This is a genomic window from Myxococcus sp. MH1 (genome assembly GCF_059738865.1).
On the sequence record NZ_AP026947.1, the window covers coordinates 1,267,588 to 1,283,606 of the forward strand.

Consider the following 16,019-nt stretch of genomic DNA (forward strand, 5'->3'; position numbering starts at 1 on the left):
GACGCTGACTACACGGGCAATTGGCCATCCCGTGCGCGTTCGAGTGAACGGCGGATGCGAACCTCCATGAGGTTGGGCATCCGAGAGGCGAGCTGGAGTGCCTCCGTGAGGATGCGCACCGCTTCATGTGTCTCGTCCCGCCGCAGCGCCGCCAGGCCCATCATCTCCAGCACCTCCAGCGGCTCCTGCTCCACGGACACCTGGCTGGAGCGCTCGCGCAGCGCCGCCCACTCCTTCGCCGACGCATCCCGTGTGGACAGCTCCACCATGGAGAACAGCACCTCCTCGGGGGGACTCAGCTCCACGCCATTGCGGTTCTCGGAGAGCACCTGCTTCACCTGCGCGAGCAGCTCTCGCGCCCGCGCCTGTCGTCCCGTCCACGCCATGGTGCGAGCCTGGAGCAGCAGCGCCCACGGGCGCGGCGCCACCTCCGGGTGCCGGCGCTCCAACGCAATCGCCCGCGCGATGTGCGGCGCGGCGGCGTCCACGTCACCCGCCTGGTAGTGCAGCTCGCCCAGGTTGTGCTCCGCGAAGTACTCCCAGCCCACCATGCCCAGCTCGCGACCCAGGTGCATGAAGCGCTGCTGGTCCTTCAGCGCGCTCGCCAAATCCCTGCGCGCCACCCACAGGTTGCGGCGGTTGTTGATGGCGCTGCCCAGGTGGAACAGGTCTCCGCGCTCCGTGCACGCGGCGACCACCTCCGCCAGCACCCGGTCCGTCTCGTCGATGTCGCCCAGGTTGGGGAGGATGACGGCCAGCAGCAGCTGCGACACCACCTGCGTCTCGTAGCCCGCGTCCCCCAGCCGCTTCGCGAAGACCGCCGCGGCCTCCAATGGCTCGCGGGCCTCCTGCCACTCACCCTTGCGGAACAGCGCGCGGCCCAGGGCCAGGAGCAGCCGGCTCTGCACGTACGCCGACCGCACCTGCATCGCCATCGCCTGGGCTTCCAGCGCGCGCTCCTCGCTGGCCGCGTAGTCGTTCACCCAGTCCAGCGCCATCGCCTCGTCCAGCAGCAGCTCCACCTCGGAGCGCACATCCCCCAGCTTGCGAGCCCGCTCCCGCGCCGCCGCGAAGTCCGCCAGCGAATCGTCATACCGACCGATGCGGATGCGCATCAGCCCCCGTCCCCGCAGCGCGGTGAGGCAGCGCAGCTCATCCTCCGGGTCCAGCAGCTCCAGCGCGCGCGTGTACATGGCCTCCGCGTCGAGGAACGCATGACGTCCCCGCGCGGACTCCGCCAGGTCGATGGAGAGCGCGGCGGCCTCCTCGCGCAGGTCCGCCGCGGCCGCGTGCAAGGCCAGTCGAGGCAAGCGCTGTCGCTCGCTGGCGCCCGCGGGCCCCAGGTAATACCGGTACGCCGCGCGGTGGATGCGCTGTCGCTCGGCGGCCGGCAGCGTGGCGGCCACCGCGTCACGGAGCAGCTCGTTACGGAAGCTCAACCCCTCCTGCCGATGCGACACGAGCAACCCGGAGTCCAACAGCCGCCGCGTCGCGTGGCCCGCATCCAACGGGAACCCACCCGCCGCGCCATCCCGCTCCAGCTCCCGCACCACGCCCTCCGCCGTCGCGGCGGTGAAGTCCGTGCCCAACAAGGCACACAGCCGCGCGTGCGCGGCGAGCGTCGAAGGCAGCGCGCCCAGCTCCCGGTCCGCCAGCCACTCCACCAGCCGCAGCTCGGGGACCTTCTCCACGCCGTCGGTGACCAGGTACCAGCTTCCACCCGGCGCGCGCTGACGCACCAGCCCCTGGCGCTTGAGGCCGCGCACCAGCTCCACCAGGTACAAGGGCACGTGCTGGGCGCGCTCGACGATGCGCTCCACCGCCTGCGCGGGCACGTTCTCCACCGGCTTGAGGAGCATGCGGCACAGCTCCTGCGACGGCTCCGCCGCGAGCGCCCGCAGCGACACGGTGACCTGCCGCGCGGCGCGAGCGCCCCACAACGGCCGGCTCTTCTCGAACCCGGGCCGCGCCAGCACGCACACCCAGATGGGCACGCTCGCCTCGGCGAGGCACGCGTACTCCAGCGCGTCCAGCGCCGTCTCCTCCGCGAAGTGCGCGTCGTCGATGATGAGGCACAGCGGCCGCTCACGGGCGGTGGACGCGAGCAGCTCACCGGTGGCGCGCATGGCCAGGGAGCGCAGGGCGCCCGGCGCCGCCGCCCAGCTCTGCAGCTCCGGCCCGCCCGGCGCGTACCAGCCCAGCGTCGCGGCCACGCCCGGCCACAGCTCCGAGCCCAGCGTGGGCCCCAGCCGCTGCATGATGGATGCGCGGCCCTGCTCCTCGGTGTCCGTGTCGTCGCTCTCGAAGGCGTTGAGCGCGCAGCGCAGCAGCGTGCGCAGCGTACCGTCCGGGTCGCCCTGCACCGGCTCGCGCGAGCGCGTGCTGTACATCCGCGCCAGCGGCAGCTGCAACTGGAGCTCCCGCACCAGGGCCGCGGACAGGTGGCTCTTGCCCAGCCCTCGCTCGCCCAGCACCGTGACGAGCGTGGGCGCCGCCTCACCCACCGCCGCGCGCGCGCTGTCCACCAGCGAGGCCAGCTCCGCGTCGCGGCCCACCAGCACCTCGCTGCCCAATTGCAGCACGGTGATGTCCGGCCGGGGCGCGGCCCCCGGTGACGCCGGACGCAGCAGGCCCGGATGGTTGGGCACCTCCGTGCACGGCACCTCCGGCACGGCCTCCGCGGCGGCGGGGGACAACAGGAGCCCGTGCGCGTCCGGGCCCGTGGGGTAGCGGTCCGCGCGGGCGAAGATGGCGCCCAGGTAGCGCGGCGCTCCGGTGGGACGGCGCTGCACGGTGACGGCGGACACGTCCACGAGCGCGCTCGCGGCCAGGCCCCGCTCGGCCATCCCCTCCGCGGCGCGCATGGCGCGGCGCACGGGGTTCTCTCCGACGTCCGGGTCGAACACCGCCGCGATGCGAGGCCCGTCCGTATGCGCCAGGTGCCCGCCGTAGGAGCCCAGCCCCTTCTGCACGCTGACCGGGTTGGAGCGCGAGGTGAGGAAGAGCACGGCGACGGAGCGGCGCACCTGCGCGGGCCGGGGCTCGCCGGGCGCGGTGGGGCGGGGCGTGACGGGCTCGAGGGGGCGGTGCGCGTGCGAGAAGGCCTCGCGCAGCGCGGTGGCCAGCGCGGCGGCGTCCTCGGGCCGGCGCGAGCGCTCCTTGGCCAGACACCGCAGCACCACCTCCTCCAGCGCGGGCGGCACCGGCGCGAAGTCCGACGGTGGCGGCGGCCGCAGCGCCAGGTGGGCCTGGAGCACGTCGGGCGTCGAGCCGAAGAAGGGCGGCCGGCCGGTGAGCATCTCGTAGAGCAGCACGCCCAGCGCGTACACGTCCGTGCGCGCGTCCACGTTGGCGTTGCCCGCGCACTGCTCGGGGGCCATGTACTCGGCGGTGCCGGCGAAGCCCGAGGTGTCGCTCGTCGTCGCGCCCTCGCCGGGCAGCGCGGTGCCCTCCTGGGGTGTGGTGCCTCGCACCAGGCCGAAGTCGAACACGCGCACCTGTCCGCCGCCGTCCTCGTTGAGGAACAGGTGCTCGGGCTTCAGGTCGCAGTGCGCCAGCCCGAGCGCGTGCACGCGGGCCACCGTGTCCGCCACGGACAACGCCAGCTGGGGCAGCTCCTGCGCGGGCACGGGCCCGGAGGCGCGCGCCAGCCGCTCCGCCAGCGTGGGCAGCGGCACGTGCTCCATGACGAGGAAGCGCACGCCGCCGGCGAGCACGCCCTCCTCGTACAGCGCGGGCACGGTGGGCGGGCCCAACTGGCGCAGCGCCTCCGACTCGCGGATGAGCTGGGCGCGCGCCAGGGCATTGCCCGTGCGGGCCAGCTTGATGGCCACGCGCTGGTGGTCCGTCTCCCGCCGAGCGCCGAGCAGCACGCCGAAGCCGCCCTGCGCCAGCACGCCCTCCACCTGGTAGCCGGGGATGCGCGGCGGCGTCGGCTCCACGGACGTCGCTCGTCCCGCCCCGTCTGGGGATGGACTCGGCGGGCACGGCGCATGGGAGCCTTCCCAGCGCCGCCCACATGTCTGGCAGCGCGGCACGGCGACACTCTACGCCAAACGCCCTGGGGATTCAGGACACCCGTGGGAAACCCCTGGGGTCGCTTTCGCATCACCTGGACCCGGGGGCCGCCTGCCCGGCAAGGGCGCGTTGGTTGCCCCAGTCAAGCGTCGGTGCTGTCATGCCGGCCCTCCCTCCTCAACCGGGACATCCTCTGGAAGCGGCTGGCGAAGGAGGGCATCGACAGCGTGCGTCAGGTCTCCGTGGACGACGTGTGGAGCGCGCTGCGCTTCCGTCCGGCGAAGTGACGCGTGGAAACGGGGTAGGGTGCCGCCCTTCTCGTGGAGGGAGGACGGCAATGCCCTACGTCGATGGTTTCCTGCTGCCGCTGCCGAAGAAGAACGTGGCCGCCTATCGCAAGATGTCGCGCAAGGCGGGCAAGCTCTGGCGCGAGCACGGCGCGCTCCAGTACATCGAGTCCATCGAGGATGACATCCCCGAGAGCCTCACCCGCGTCTCGTTCGCCCGGGGCGTGAAGCTCAAGCCGGACGAGGCCGTGGTGTTCGCCTTCATCGTCTACAAGTCGAAGGCGGACCGGAACCGGGTCAACAAGAAGGTGATGGCCGACCCGCGGCTGGGCTCGCCCGAGGACGTGCCCTTCGACAGCAAGCGGATGATCTGGGGCGGCTTCAAGTCGATTGTCTCGCTGTAGCCGCCCTCACGGATGAGGACTCGACGACGTCCGGCGGGTGGGAGGGGAAGACGTCCCGCCGGACGTCGTGAGCGACTCAGGGAACTTCGAGCGCGCGCAGCACGGTGTTCTCGGACTCCGGGGCGCGCACGCGCAGGAGCAGGGCGGCGCCGGACTTCGCGCCCGTCAGGCTGCGCACGGCGTCGGAGGCGCTGGACACCTTGTCGTCGCCGACCTGCACCAGGATCATCCCGGGCTGCAGGCCCGCGCGCTCGGCGGGGCCGCCGGGCTCCACCTCGGTGATTTGCGCGCCGCCGTCGGGCGCGTCACGCAGGCCGATGCCCAGCTTGCGCGTGGAGGGCGCGGTGCTGTTGCGCGGCGTGAGCTCCTCCTCTCCGCGCTGGGCCGGGCGGGTGCCGAGCGTCACGTTCACCGTCATCGGCTTGCCGCCGCGCACCAGGTCCACCTTCACGCTGCTGTCGGGCTTGAGCAGCGCGACGGCGCGGGTGAGGGCTCCGGCGGAGTCCACCGCGCGGCCGCCGACGGAGGTGATGATGTCCTCCTCCTTGAGGCCCGCGCGGTCACCGGGGCCGCCCCGGCTGACGCCCGCCACCACCGCGCCCTTGTTCGCGTCCACCTTGAGGGCCCGCGCCAGCTCCGGCGTGAGGTCCTGGATGGACAGGCCGAGGAAGCCGCGGCGCACCACGCCCGTCTCCTGCAGCTGGGGCAAGAGCGCGCGGATGAGGTTGCTGGGCACCGCGAAGCCGATGCCGCTGGCGCCGCCGATGATGGCGGTGTTCATGCCCACCACTTCACCCTGCATGTTGAACAGCGGGCCGCCGGAGTTGCCGGGGTTGATGGCCGCGTCCGTCTGGAGGAAGTCGTCGTAGGGGCCCGAGTGGATGTCCCGCGCCCGGGCGGAGAGGATGCCCGCGCTGACGCTCGAGTCCAGGCCGAACGGGTTGCCGATGGCCATCACCGGGTCGCCCACGCGCAGCGCGTCCGAGTCACCCAGCGGCACGAACGGCAGGTTGCCCGCCACGCCCTTGAGCTTGAGCAGCGCCACGTCGGTGAGCGGATCTCTCCCGAGCACCTCCGCCTCGTACGAGCGGCCGCCCTCCAGCTTCACGCGCACCAGGTCCGCGCCGTCCACCACGTGGTTGTTGGTGAGCACGGTGCCGGAGGCGTCGATGATGAAGCCCGAGCCCAATCCCTGCCGCGGCGGCGCGTTGCCCTGCATCCCGGGCGGCAGGCCGAAGCGCTCCGCGAAGCCGGGAGGAAGGCCCTGCATGCCGGACATGCGGCGCGGGCGGGCCTGCACCTCGACGTAGACGACGGCGCCCTTCACGGACTCGACGAGCGGGGCCAGCGAGGTGACGGTGCCGGCCGTCGCGGGGTTGAAGCGCGCGGGCTGCACGGGCGCGCCGGAGGGCGTCGCGGCGGCGGCGACGGCCGCGGGCACGGTGGACGCCGCGTTGGAGGTGTTGGGCGAGCCGAGTGCCTGGGCCTGTCCGCACGCGAAGCCCAGCGTCGCGGCGGGAAGGAGGGCCAGGGCACCGAGGAAACGGCGAGAGGGGAGCGAGCAGGCCATCGTTCGTTCTCCGAAGAGGCCGGAGGTGAGTCCGGCTGGGAAAGGGGTGTCAGGAGTCGGTCCGGAAATGGGGAGCCCGTGGAGAAGCTCCTCCTGGAGGTGGAAAGGTCTGCCGCTGGTCGTCCCCCGACTCCCGACGGCTTCCTGGCTCGGGGCTCGTTCCGCGAGTCCCCACTTCCGAACCGACGTCGGGCTCCATTGCAGATGCCGGGCCAGCGCTTCGTGCGAGGGATTCCCTCGGAGGGTGGGGGCGTGGGGGCAGGGGGCGCGGGGCAAAGTGCCCCGGTCGGGGCAAATCTCCCCGGGGCGGTTTGCCTCGCCCTCCCGGGGAAGGGCGTGGCACGTCGAATGCTCTGGCCCGGGCACGCCTCGCCCTGTGGGCGCCCTCGTCGGGAGGGCACGCGGGCGGGCATCCCACCACGCCAGGAGGAGGACGTCTTGATGGGGCCAGACGAGGAGCAGGGAGTCGGAGTCCAGCCGTGGCCGCTCCCGAGCACGGGGCGCGAGCAGGCGCCTCGGGTGTTGGTGGCGGAGGATCAACCGGAGATGCGCGCCCTGCTGCATCGGGCGCTCAAGCGCCGGGGCTATGAGGTGGTGGAGGCGGCGGACGGGCCTGGGTTGGTGAAGGCCATCATCGATGGGTTGCTGGCGGACCAGACGCTGGTGCCGGACCTCATCATCACGGACGTGCGCATGCCGGGGTACTCGGGGCTGGAGGTGGTGGCGCGGCTGCGGCGGGAGGGGTGGACGACGCCGGTCATCCTCATCACCGCGTTTGGAGATGCGCAGCTGCACCGGGACGCGGCGCAGCTGGGGGCGGCGTGTGTGTTGGACAAGCCCTTCGCCATGGAGGACTTGTGCGCCACGGCGGAGGCGCTCGTGCCGCCGTCGCGTTGAGGGCCTGGGTGCCCTTCGAGTGCCCTGGCGCGGGCGGGTGAGCACCGTACGGGGGTGTTCTCGAGGAACCTGATGAAGCGGGCGCTCCTCGCCTTGCTTCCCCTGGGGTTGCTGGCGTTGGCGTTCGTGGTGCTGCGGCACGAGCTGCGCCAACTGCACGGTGAGGACGTGGCCCGGGGGCTCGCGTCCATTCCGCGAGAGCGCATCGCGTTGGCGGTGGTGTGCGCGGCGTGCAACTACCTGGCGTTGACGCTGTATGACGTGTTGTCGCTGCGTCACCTGGGGAAGCGGCTGCCCTACCGGCAGGTGGGCTTCACGTCCTTCGTGGGCTACGCGTTCGGCCACAACATCGGCATGTCGTTCCTCACGGGCGGCGGCGTGCGCTACCGGCTGTATTCGGCGCGTGGGCTGACGGCGCTGGACGTGGCGCAGGTGGGGACGTTCAACGCGCTGACGTTCTGGGTGGGGCTGTTGGCGGTGGCGGGCGTGGCGCTGGTGGTGGACGCGGGACAGGGGGCGATGTCCGCGCTGTCGCTGTCGCCGTGGGTGGCGCGGGGACTGGGGTGGGGGTTGTTGGGGGTGTTGGGCGTCTACTTCGCGGCGTGCGCATGGATGCGGCGGGTGTTGAGGGTGCCCAGGCTGCATCTGGAGGTGTCGCTGCCGACGGGGCGGCAGGCGCTGGAGCAGCTCGCGGTGTCGTGCATGGACTGGACGCTGGGGGCGATGGTGCTGTGGGTGTTGCTGCCGTCGGGTGCGGGGATTTCGCCGCTGACGATGGTGGCGCTGTTCGCGGTGGCGCAGCTGTTGGGGATTGCCAGTCAGGTGCCGGGAGGGTTGGGGGTGTTCGACTCGGTCATCCTGGCGGCGCTGACGCCCTCGGTGCCGACGTCGGTCGTGATTGGCACGCTGGTGGTGTACCGCATCGTCTACTACCTGCTGCCGTTCACGGTGGCCGCGCTGATGCTGCTGGGGCATGAGCTGGTGGAGCACCGGTGGTGGGGCCGGCGGCGGCAGTCGGCCTAGGGATGTGGTGTCGCTTCCTCGTGACTGCCTTTGTCAAGGCATGTGTTCGCCGCGGGTCTACCCCTGCGGTGGTAGGTCGTGAGGTTGAGAGGGATTGAGCCCCTCACCCAGGATGCGCGCGTCTTCATGGCGCCTTCCTGGGGGATGTCTTGCGCGGGTCTGGAATCGTCTTGCTGTGTCTGCTCACGGGCTGTGCCACCACGCGCGTCGTCAACCTCGACGCGGGGCACGGCAAGAGAATCACCTACACGCCGATGGAGGTCGCGCCCGTCGAGGTGGAGGAGGACGACTTCCAGCGGGCGCTCTCCGAGCTCCTCCTCGCCTTGAAGCTGGAGGTCGCTTTTCGCGAGGCGGACGCGGCGGACCAGCAAGGTTGGGTCCGGTCAGGAGCGCTGCTTGCGTCCTCGAAGGGCATTGTCGACTCCAGCGTGGAGAACTCCCCTGCGTCGCTCTACTCGCGCATCTGCCCTGTGCGGGATTCCTGCCTGACGCTGATAGGTGGGACGGGCCTGTCCTTCTCACGCAAGGACCGCACGTTGATGGCCCTGTCCTTCGCCTTGGATACTGTCTGGGAGAGCGTCGAGGACGAAGTGGGGCACATGCTCAACCCCGTCGTACTCAAGGCGATGATCAGCTCGGCCGCGCTGGCGCTGCTCCTGACGATGACCTTGCCCGAGCCCGTCACCAAGACCATCGCGGTCGCCCTGACGGCCTCCCTCATTGCTTATCTCGGGGTCGTCCCGGTGTGGGAGATGGGGCAGGGGTTCCTCCGGCTATGGGAGGCCTCCGAGCGGGCGACGAGCATCGTCGAGCTGCAAGACATCGGTCATCGCTTCGGCAAGGTGCTCGGGACGAATGGGACCCGCGTGTTGGTGCTGCTGCTCACGTCGGCACTCGGGGGCCGCGCCGCGATGGCGGCACAGGGGCCGACGTTGCCAGGGTTCTCCCAGGCGGCGCTGCGCGCTCAGGTCGAGGGAGGGTTCAAGCTCGAGGCGGCGCTCGGCGCGGGAGTGGGGTCCATCGCGCTGCCCGCGGCGGGAGTGCTCAACGTGGCCCTGGCTCCCGGCGCCGTGGCGGTGATTGCGTCGTACTCCACCGGGCGCATTCCCGGGGACGCCGAGGGCCCGGTCCATCACATCTGCACGAACAAGAGCACCGTCTCGACATTGCGCGGTGGGCCGTGGACGCCGCTGTGCGAGGAGGTGTTCGAGATGGCGGGGATGAGCTTGGAGGACGCGGCCAATAAAGTGCGCCTCAAAGGGCACGAGGGGCCACATCCCGAGCTGTACCATTCCCAGGTGGTGCCCCGATTGCAGCGAGCCGTCAAGGACTGTAGGGGAACCGAGGATTGCCGCGTGCGACTGGTGAACGAGCTGGCGAGGATTGCGAACGAGTTGCTCACGCCGGGCTCGGAGCTGCGCGGCTACATCGTGAAGGCAGGGGATTGAGGTGGACCGTCACTTCTATTGGGTCGAAATCGCCGATGTCCCTCAGTGGTACCTCGCGACTCCCGCGCCGGCCTCGGGGGGGAGGTTCGAGGACCCAGGGATGTTCACCGACGGGCGTCCCCTCTCCGACCCTGGACCCATCCTGGCGCGAGTGCGTCATCGGGGCAGCCCACGTGCGTTCGTGTTCGCCGGCGTGCAGCGAGTTCCTGTCGTCAGCGAGGAGGTGGGCCAGGCCTTGAAGACCCTCGCGCCCGGCGATGTGCAGCTGTTCCCGGTGTCCGTCGAGGATGTGGACGAGCGCTTCTTCATCGTGAATGTCGTCAGGGTCGTCGACTGCATCGACGAAGCGGGTTCCACGGGAGTCCAGCACTACGCCGAGGACGACCCATTCCCCGAGCGTGCGGGAGAGTTCCGGTGGATCTCGGGTCTGCGAATCCTCCCCGAGAAGACGGAGGGTGCGCGTGCCTTCATGCTGAAGCGCTTCAAGCACCCCATCATCGTCGCGGAGGAGGTCAAGGAGGCGCTCGAGCGAATCGGCAACCTGGGCGTCATGTTCAAGCGCGTCACGGGGAACCCGGGCGCTTGATGGGAAGTCGCCCCTCGGCGGACGGCGGAATCGTTCGCCAGTGCAATCCTCCGCCGGGCCCGGGGACGCAGCGCCTCACGTGTTCATTGCGGACAGCGGCACCGAAGAGGTAGTGGTGTGCGCCTTCCACCCTCTACCTCCAGGGAACCTTCCATGCCCACGGTCGAACTGACGACGAACTTCGGCAACATCACCATCGAGCTGGACGAGGCCAAGGCGCCCAAGTCCGTCAGCAACTTCCTCGAGCTCGTCGGGAAGGGCCACTACGACGGCACCGTCTTCCACCGTGTCATCGAGAACTTCATGATTCAGGGCGGCGGGTTCGAGCCGGGAATGAGGCAGAAGCCGGTCCCGACCGCGCAGATCCAGAACGAGGCCAACAACGGCCTGAAGAACGAGCAGTACACCGTCGCGATGGCCCGCACCAACGATCCGCACTCCGCCTCCGCGCAGTTCTTCATCAACACGGTCAACAACTCGTTCCTGAACCACACCGCGCCCACGGTGCAGGGCTGGGGCTACGCCGTGTTCGGCAAGGTGGTGAAGGGGCAGGAGGTCGTGGACAAGATCAAGAAGGTGCGCACCGGCAACAAGAGCGGTCACAGCGACGTGCCCCTCGAGGACGTGGTCATCCAGAGCGCCAAGGTCGTCTGAGGCGGAAGGCGTCGTCCACGCCGTGACACGTCCCGGTCCTCCCGGGCCGGGAGTGTGTTGTGCCGGTCCGCGTTTCCTGCTTCCGTGCGCGACTCGATGCACTTGAATCAGCGAGCGTGGATGTCGGCCATCTGTGTGCTGGGGCTGGGCGTGGGCTGTAGCTGTGGACCTGTCCATCGTCGACCGACGGAGGGCGGCCCCACACGGAAGGTGGCCCGCATCGTCCAGGAGTATCCGCACTCCACCGAGGCCTTCACCCAGGGCCTCGTCTTCCACCAGGGACGCCTGTTCGAGAGCACCGGCCAGAAGGGCTCGCTGCGCGAAATCTCGCTCGAGTCCGCCACGCCCCTCTGGATCGAGCGCCTGGGTGACGTCTTCACCGAGGGCCTCGCCAGCGACGGCGAGCGCCTCTACCAGCTCACCTGGACCGAGGGCCTGCTCTTCACCTGGAGCGGCCTGCCCCCCACCCGTGAGCGCACCACCCCGTACGAAGGCGACGGCTGGGGCCTGTGCTACTGGCAGGGCCGGCTGGTCCGCAGCGACGGCAGCTCCACGCTGACGTTCCACGACCCCGACACCTTCGAGCCCCTGGACTCCGTCGAGGTCACCCTCCAGGGCCAGCCCCAGGAGCAGCTCAACGAGCTGGAGTGCGCCAACGGCGTCATCTACGCCAACGTCTGGCACTCCACGGACGTGCTCGAAATCGACCCGTCCACCGGCCGGGTCACCGCCGTCATCGACGCGTCCGCCCTCGCGCGCTCCGTGGCCTCCCAGGTCCGAGGCATCACCGACGCCGTCCTCAACGGCATCGCCGTGGAGCCCGGCACCGGCCGCATGCTCATGACGGGCAAGCTCTGGCCCAAGCTCTTCGAGGTGAAGCTGGAGACGCTCGACTAGGGCTTCTTCGCCTCGTCGTCGCGCTCCAGCTTCCGGTACAGCGTCTTGCGGTCCACGCCGAGGATTCGCGCCGCCAGCGTGCGGCTGCCGCCCACCGTCTCCAGCACGCGGTGGATGTAGCGCCGCTCCAGCTCCTCCAGCGTCACCAGCTCCGAGGGGTCCGTGTTCTCCGGCACCACCTTCGGCTGGCTGTAGTTCCGGATGCGCTCGGGCAGGTCATCCACGGTGATCTGCTCGAACGACGTCAGCGCCACCGCGCGCTCCATGCTGTTCTGCAGCTCGCGCACGTTGCCCGGCCACCCATACGCCAGCAGCCGCTGCGCCGCCGCCGGTGACAGCCCCACCACCCGCTTGTTGTTGCGCGCGGCGAACTGCTCGATGAACCGCTGCGACAACAGCAGCACGTCGTTGCCCCGCGCCCGCAGGGGCGGCAGCTCCACGCCGATGACGTTGAGCCGGTAGTACAGGTCCTCGCGGAAGCGGCCCTCCTCCACCGCCAGCTCCAAGTCCCGGTTCGTCGCCGCGACGATGCGCGCGTCGAACGGCACCTCTGTGTCCCCGCCCACCGGCCGCACCACCCGCTCCTGCAGCGCGCGCAGCAGCTTCGGCTGGAGCGTGAGCGGCAACTCGCCCACCTCATCCAGGAACAGGGTGCCGCCGTGCGCCTGGATGAAGAGCCCCGCGCGCGCCGCCTTCGCGTCCGTGAAGGCGCCCTTGGCGTGGCCGAACAGCTCGCTCTCCAGCAGCGCCTCCGGCATGGCCGCGCAGTTGATGGCCACGAAGGCCCCCTGGGCCCTGCGTCCACGGGTGTGCACCGCCCGCGCGGCCACCTCCTTGCCCGTGCCGCTCTCGCCGGTAATGAGCACCGTCGAGTCCAGGTCCGCCACCCGGTCGATGAGCGCGTAGGCCTGCTGCATGGCGGGGCTCTCGCCCACCACCGCGCCGCTGTCCTGCTGCCGTCGCCCCAGCTCCTGCCGCAGCCGGCGCACCTCGTCTCGCAGGGCGCGGTGCTGCACCGCGCGCTCCAGCACCAGCACCAGCGCGTCGATGTCGATGGGCTTGGTGACGAAGTCGTACGCCCCCGCGCGGATGGCGGCCACCGCCGTCTCCATGCTGCCGAACGCCGTCATCACCACGACGGGGATGTCCGGCCGGTTGAGGACGATTCGCTCGCACAGGGCCAGCCCGTCCATGCCCGGCATGCGCAGGTCCGTGAGCACCACGTCGAAGTCCTCGCCGGCGAGCTTCGCCAGCGCCTCGTCGGCGGCCCCCATGGCCACGGGCGTGTAGCCCCGGCGGGTCAACCCCTTCTCCAACATGGCGCGCATCTCGCGCTCGTCCTCGACCATCAGGACGCGGCCTGGCATGTGTCCCCTCCGCTCGGCAGATAGATGGAGAAGCAGCTACCGCGTCCCAGCTCGCTTCGCACGGCAATCCAGCCGCCATGGTCCCTCACCAGACCATAGGACACGGACAGCCCCAGCCCCGTGCCCTCGCCCACATCCTTCGTGGTGAAGAACGGCTCGAACACGTGCGCCAGCACGTCCGGGGCAATCCCAGAGCCCTCGTCCTCCACGTCCACGCGCACGTAGCTCCCCTCGGGGCCGCCCACGTCCTGGGGTGGCGTGGTCCGGGAGTGGGCCGCGTGCACGCGCACCGTCCCCGGCTGGTTCATGGCCTGCAACGCGTTCATCACCAGGTTGGTCAACACCTGCTGCACCTGGCCTCCATCCGCCTCCACCGTGACGCCGGGGGGGATGTCCTCCACCAGGGTGATGCTCTTCTTGGCGGCCATGGGCTTGAGCAGGGACAGCGAGCGCGAGACGAGCTCCCGCACGTCCTCCGGGGCCCGGTGGGGCGCGCGGCGCCGCGCGAAGTCGAGCAGTTGCCGGATGATGCGCGTCATGTGCTGCGCCTGCTGGCTGATGATGCGGGCGCTCTCGCCCACCTCCTCGCCCTCCGCCTCGCCCGACGAAATCATCTTCGCGCGGCCCATCACGACGTTGAGCGGCGTGCCCAGCTCGTGCGCCACGCCCGACGCCAGCTTGCCCACCGTGGTGAGCCGGTCCGCGTGCCGCAGGTGCTCCACCGCGGACAGCCGCGCGGCCGTCTCCGCGGACAGCCGCGAGCGCGTCTCCTCCAACTGCTCGCCCATGCGGTTCATCGCGTTGGCCAGCGTCGTCAGCTCGTCCCCCCGCCGCTGCGGTGGCAGCCGCACGCGCGCGGACAAATCCCCATGGCCGAAGCGCTCCGCCAGCTGGACCAGCTGGTCCACCGGCTCACCGACGAGCCTGCGGCCCATGGCCATGGCGACGATGAGGAACGCGAAGGTGATGGTGCCCGTGGCGACGATGGTGCCCACCACCGTGACGAAGACGTGCTGGCGCTCCTCGCCCAGCGACTCGGTGATTTCGATGGCGCCGAAGCGCGGGCCAATCTTCACCGGCGTGTACGAGTGCAAGAGGCCCGGCGCCGGGTCCGGGTCCACCATGGAGCCGTCCCTGCCCTGGCGCAGCGTGGCCATCAACCGGGGCGGGAAGCCCGCGAGGGACGGCGTCCCGGGACCGCCATCCAGCCAGACCCAGCGCAGGTGGACCTGCTCCTGGTAGTTGTTGGACTGGTTGAGGAGATTGAGCGCCTCGCGCTCACCCGCAAGCTGCCACGCCTTGCCGATGGTGCCCGCGAGCGTGTGGCCGAGCAGCCGATGGTCATGCTGCATGTCCAGCGCCGAGCGCTCCAGCTCGCGGCGGACCTGGATGACCTGCAGCGCGGCGATGACGGCCACGGCGAGCAGGACGAGGGCGAGGGTGAACTTGCGTGCGAGTCTCACGGTGGGTCGAGGCTATTCCGGTCCATGCACGTGGGAGGGGTCGAGAATGCATGGACCGGAAGGAAGTACTCAGAAACTACCGCGACTGCCGTGAGAAGGCGTCAGGACGTCGCGTCGGGCTCCTCGGCGGGCGAGCAATCGCCCGAAGCTCGGCGTGGGTGCACGAGGACCGACGTGCGCTGCGTGACGCCTCCTCCGGTTTCCGCCCCGCGATGTGGCCGGGGCACGCGGAAGCTCTAGAGCATCCTTTGTGCCAGCGTCTGGCTCGGGGCGGCTCCCTCGGAGGAGGGCCCCGGACGGGGTGGAATGTCCCGCCGGGGCCGGGGCACATTGCCCCATCGGGGCGAAGTGCCCCCGAGGTGCCCTGGAATCAGGGCAGGGCCACCACGTCGCTGACCAGCGAGAAGCCGCTGGCGGGGCAGGCGGCGATGGCGGGCTCGGAGGTGTCCTTCAGGCCCCGACGCTCGACCAGGGTGTTGCCCACGATTTCGTGGACGAAGACGCGGCCGCCGTTGGTGTCGCCGGTGTAGATGCGCGGGCCCACCACGGCGAACCGGCCGGCGGCGGGGATGGGGCAGGAGCCGATGCCCGGCGAGCAGGCGATGGGCTCCGAGGCCACCACGGTGTCCTGCGCGTCCAGCATCACCAGGCCCGTGCGCTCCACGGACACCAGCTTGAACTCGGCGTCATAGGTGGACTTGCCGCCGCAGCTCACCACCAGGTGCTCGCCCACGGAGGCCACCGCGTTGGGGTTGAGGCAGTCGTCGCCCAGGCCGACGAGGCTCACCGCGCCCGTCGCCGGCTCGATGCGCGCGAGCAGGCCCGGGCCGCCGGGGGCGTAGGTGGCGGGGTTGAGGTTGTTGAGGGCCACGTACACCTTGCCGCGGTGCTGGGTGATGCCCGCGGGCGTCGACAGCGTGGTGTTGTCCGGGAAGGGACGCAGCGCGGCGCCCGTGGGCAGGTCGATGGTGCTCGTCACGCGCGGCTCGGACGGGGACGCCAGCGAGACGCGCGCCACGCGGCCTCCGGCGCTCGGGTCGCCCACGAGGTTGCCGTAGAGGGTGACCCACAGCTCGTTGCCCACGCGCGCCATGCCGAAGGGGTTGGTGTTGGCGCCGAAGCTCACGCTGGCCACGTTCTGGAGCGAGATGCCCTCGGGGTGGCGCTTGCCGGGCGGGAGCGGCTCGGTGCTCCGCAGCACCTGGAGCGTGTTGTCGGTGGAGTTGAGGATGTAGATGAACGGCCCCTCGACGAGGACCTGGTTGGGCGCGCGGCCCGTGTCGTGGCGCGGAGGCAGCACGCCGTAGTCGTCCAGCCGCGCCTGGATGAGCTTGCGCGTAGAGTCGAGCACCAGCAGCACGTCGCTCATCCGCGCGGCGCTCTGCGGCGACGACGCCACCAGCGTG

General features: G+C 70.8%; 13 protein-coding genes. 8 read left to right on the forward strand and 5 right to left on the reverse strand.

Annotated features, from left to right (window positions below; all coding sequences use genetic code 11):
* Positions 1 to 8: 8 nt before the first annotated feature.
* Positions 9 to 4,037, reverse strand: coding sequence for a protein kinase domain-containing protein (locus AC6JA9_RS05275; RefSeq protein ID WP_497959200.1), 4,029 nt, complete (start codon positions 4,035 to 4,037; stop codon positions 9 to 11).
* A 132-nt stretch (positions 4,038 to 4,169) separates the two neighbouring features.
* Between AC6JA9_RS05275 and AC6JA9_RS05280 the strand changes: the two genes are divergently transcribed.
* On the forward strand, positions 4,170 to 4,304 hold the full coding sequence (locus tag AC6JA9_RS05280; RefSeq protein WP_255652667.1) for a hypothetical protein: 135 nt from the start codon (positions 4,170 to 4,172) through the stop codon (positions 4,302 to 4,304).
* A gap of 50 nt (positions 4,305 to 4,354) precedes the next feature.
* Positions 4,355 to 4,708: a DUF1428 domain-containing protein gene (locus AC6JA9_RS05285; RefSeq protein ID WP_223746007.1), complete on the forward strand. Its 354-nt coding sequence runs from the start codon at positions 4,355 to 4,357 to the stop codon at positions 4,706 to 4,708.
* A 76-nt stretch (positions 4,709 to 4,784) separates the two neighbouring features.
* Here AC6JA9_RS05285 and AC6JA9_RS05290 read toward each other — a convergent pair whose 3' ends face one another.
* Entirely contained in the window at positions 4,785 to 6,278 is a 1,494-nt protein-coding gene (locus tag AC6JA9_RS05290; RefSeq protein WP_223746008.1) for a Do family serine endopeptidase, read from the reverse strand.
* A gap of 441 nt (positions 6,279 to 6,719) precedes the next feature.
* Here AC6JA9_RS05290 and AC6JA9_RS05295 point away from each other — a divergent pair, with 441 nt between their 5' ends.
* From AC6JA9_RS05295 to AC6JA9_RS05320, 6 genes are all read left to right on the forward strand, one after another.
* Positions 6,720 to 7,175: a response regulator transcription factor gene (locus AC6JA9_RS05295; protein ID WP_141333523.1), complete on the forward strand. Its 456-nt coding sequence runs from the start codon at positions 6,720 to 6,722 to the stop codon at positions 7,173 to 7,175.
* 72 nt (positions 7,176 to 7,247) lie between these two features.
* Positions 7,248 to 8,198 (forward strand): lysylphosphatidylglycerol synthase domain-containing protein, encoded by a 951-nt coding sequence (locus tag AC6JA9_RS05300; RefSeq protein ID WP_223746009.1) that lies wholly within the window; start codon positions 7,248 to 7,250, stop codon positions 8,196 to 8,198.
* 149 nt (positions 8,199 to 8,347) lie between these two features.
* Complete coding sequence (locus AC6JA9_RS05305; protein ID WP_497959201.1) at positions 8,348 to 9,646, forward strand: AHH domain-containing protein; 1,299 nt, start codon at positions 8,348 to 8,350, stop codon at positions 9,644 to 9,646.
* Between the two features lie 100 nt (positions 9,647 to 9,746).
* A complete protein-coding gene (locus tag AC6JA9_RS05310) occupies positions 9,747 to 10,232 on the forward strand; it encodes an imm11 family protein (RefSeq protein ID WP_342394475.1) in 486 nt (161 codons plus the stop codon).
* A gap of 153 nt (positions 10,233 to 10,385) precedes the next feature.
* Entirely contained in the window at positions 10,386 to 10,886 is a 501-nt protein-coding gene (locus tag AC6JA9_RS05315; RefSeq protein WP_141326829.1) for a peptidylprolyl isomerase, read from the forward strand.
* Between the two features lie 120 nt (positions 10,887 to 11,006).
* The gene (locus AC6JA9_RS05320) at positions 11,007 to 11,783 is read left to right on the forward strand and encodes a glutaminyl-peptide cyclotransferase (RefSeq protein WP_223783550.1); all 777 of its coding nucleotides are present in this window, start codon (positions 11,007 to 11,009) and stop codon (positions 11,781 to 11,783) included.
* On the opposite strand, the gene AC6JA9_RS05325 is transcribed toward AC6JA9_RS05320, so the two are convergent.
* The 3 genes from AC6JA9_RS05325 to AC6JA9_RS05335 form a co-directional block, all read right to left on the reverse strand.
* Positions 11,780 to 13,150, reverse strand: coding sequence for a sigma-54-dependent transcriptional regulator (locus AC6JA9_RS05325; RefSeq protein WP_223746013.1), 1,371 nt, complete (start codon positions 13,148 to 13,150; stop codon positions 11,780 to 11,782). The genes AC6JA9_RS05320 and AC6JA9_RS05325 overlap by 4 nt on opposite strands.
* The gene (locus AC6JA9_RS05330; RefSeq protein WP_223746014.1) at positions 13,132 to 14,613 is read right to left on the reverse strand and encodes a sensor histidine kinase; all 1,482 of its coding nucleotides are present in this window, start codon (positions 14,611 to 14,613) and stop codon (positions 13,132 to 13,134) included. Before AC6JA9_RS05330 ends, AC6JA9_RS05325 begins: the two co-directional genes overlap by 19 nt.
* A gap of 370 nt (positions 14,614 to 14,983) precedes the next feature.
* The gene (locus AC6JA9_RS05335) at positions 14,984 to 15,964 is read right to left on the reverse strand and encodes a hypothetical protein (RefSeq protein WP_497960844.1); all 981 of its coding nucleotides are present in this window, start codon (positions 15,962 to 15,964) and stop codon (positions 14,984 to 14,986) included.
* Positions 15,965 to 16,019: the final 55 nt, after the last annotated feature.

What these genes read in the sequence shown, in the direction of transcription:
- AC6JA9_RS05300 (WP_223746009.1), top strand. Translation starts at nt 7,248, where the DNA reads ATGAAGCGGGCGCTCCTCGCCTTGCTTCCCCTGGGGTTGCTGGCGTTG.
- AC6JA9_RS05285 (WP_223746007.1), top strand. Translation starts at nt 4,355, where the DNA reads ATGCCCTACGTCGATGGTTTCCTGCTGCCGCTGCCGAAGAAGAACGTG.
- AC6JA9_RS05315 (WP_141326829.1), top strand. Translation starts at nt 10,386, where the DNA reads ATGCCCACGGTCGAACTGACGACGAACTTCGGCAACATCACCATCGAG.
- AC6JA9_RS05320 (WP_223783550.1), top strand. Translation starts at nt 11,007, where the DNA reads ATGTCGGCCATCTGTGTGCTGGGGCTGGGCGTGGGCTGTAGCTGTGGA.
- AC6JA9_RS05310 (WP_342394475.1), top strand. Translation starts at nt 9,747, where the DNA reads ATGTTCACCGACGGGCGTCCCCTCTCCGACCCTGGACCCATCCTGGCG.
- AC6JA9_RS05295 (WP_141333523.1), top strand. Translation starts at nt 6,720, where the DNA reads ATGGGGCCAGACGAGGAGCAGGGAGTCGGAGTCCAGCCGTGGCCGCTC.
- AC6JA9_RS05325 (WP_223746013.1), bottom strand. Translation starts at nt 13,150, where the DNA reads ATGCCAGGCCGCGTCCTGATGGTCGAGGACGAGCGCGAGATGCGCGCC.
- AC6JA9_RS05290 (WP_223746008.1), bottom strand. Translation starts at nt 6,278, where the DNA reads ATGGCCTGCTCGCTCCCCTCTCGCCGTTTCCTCGGTGCCCTGGCCCTC.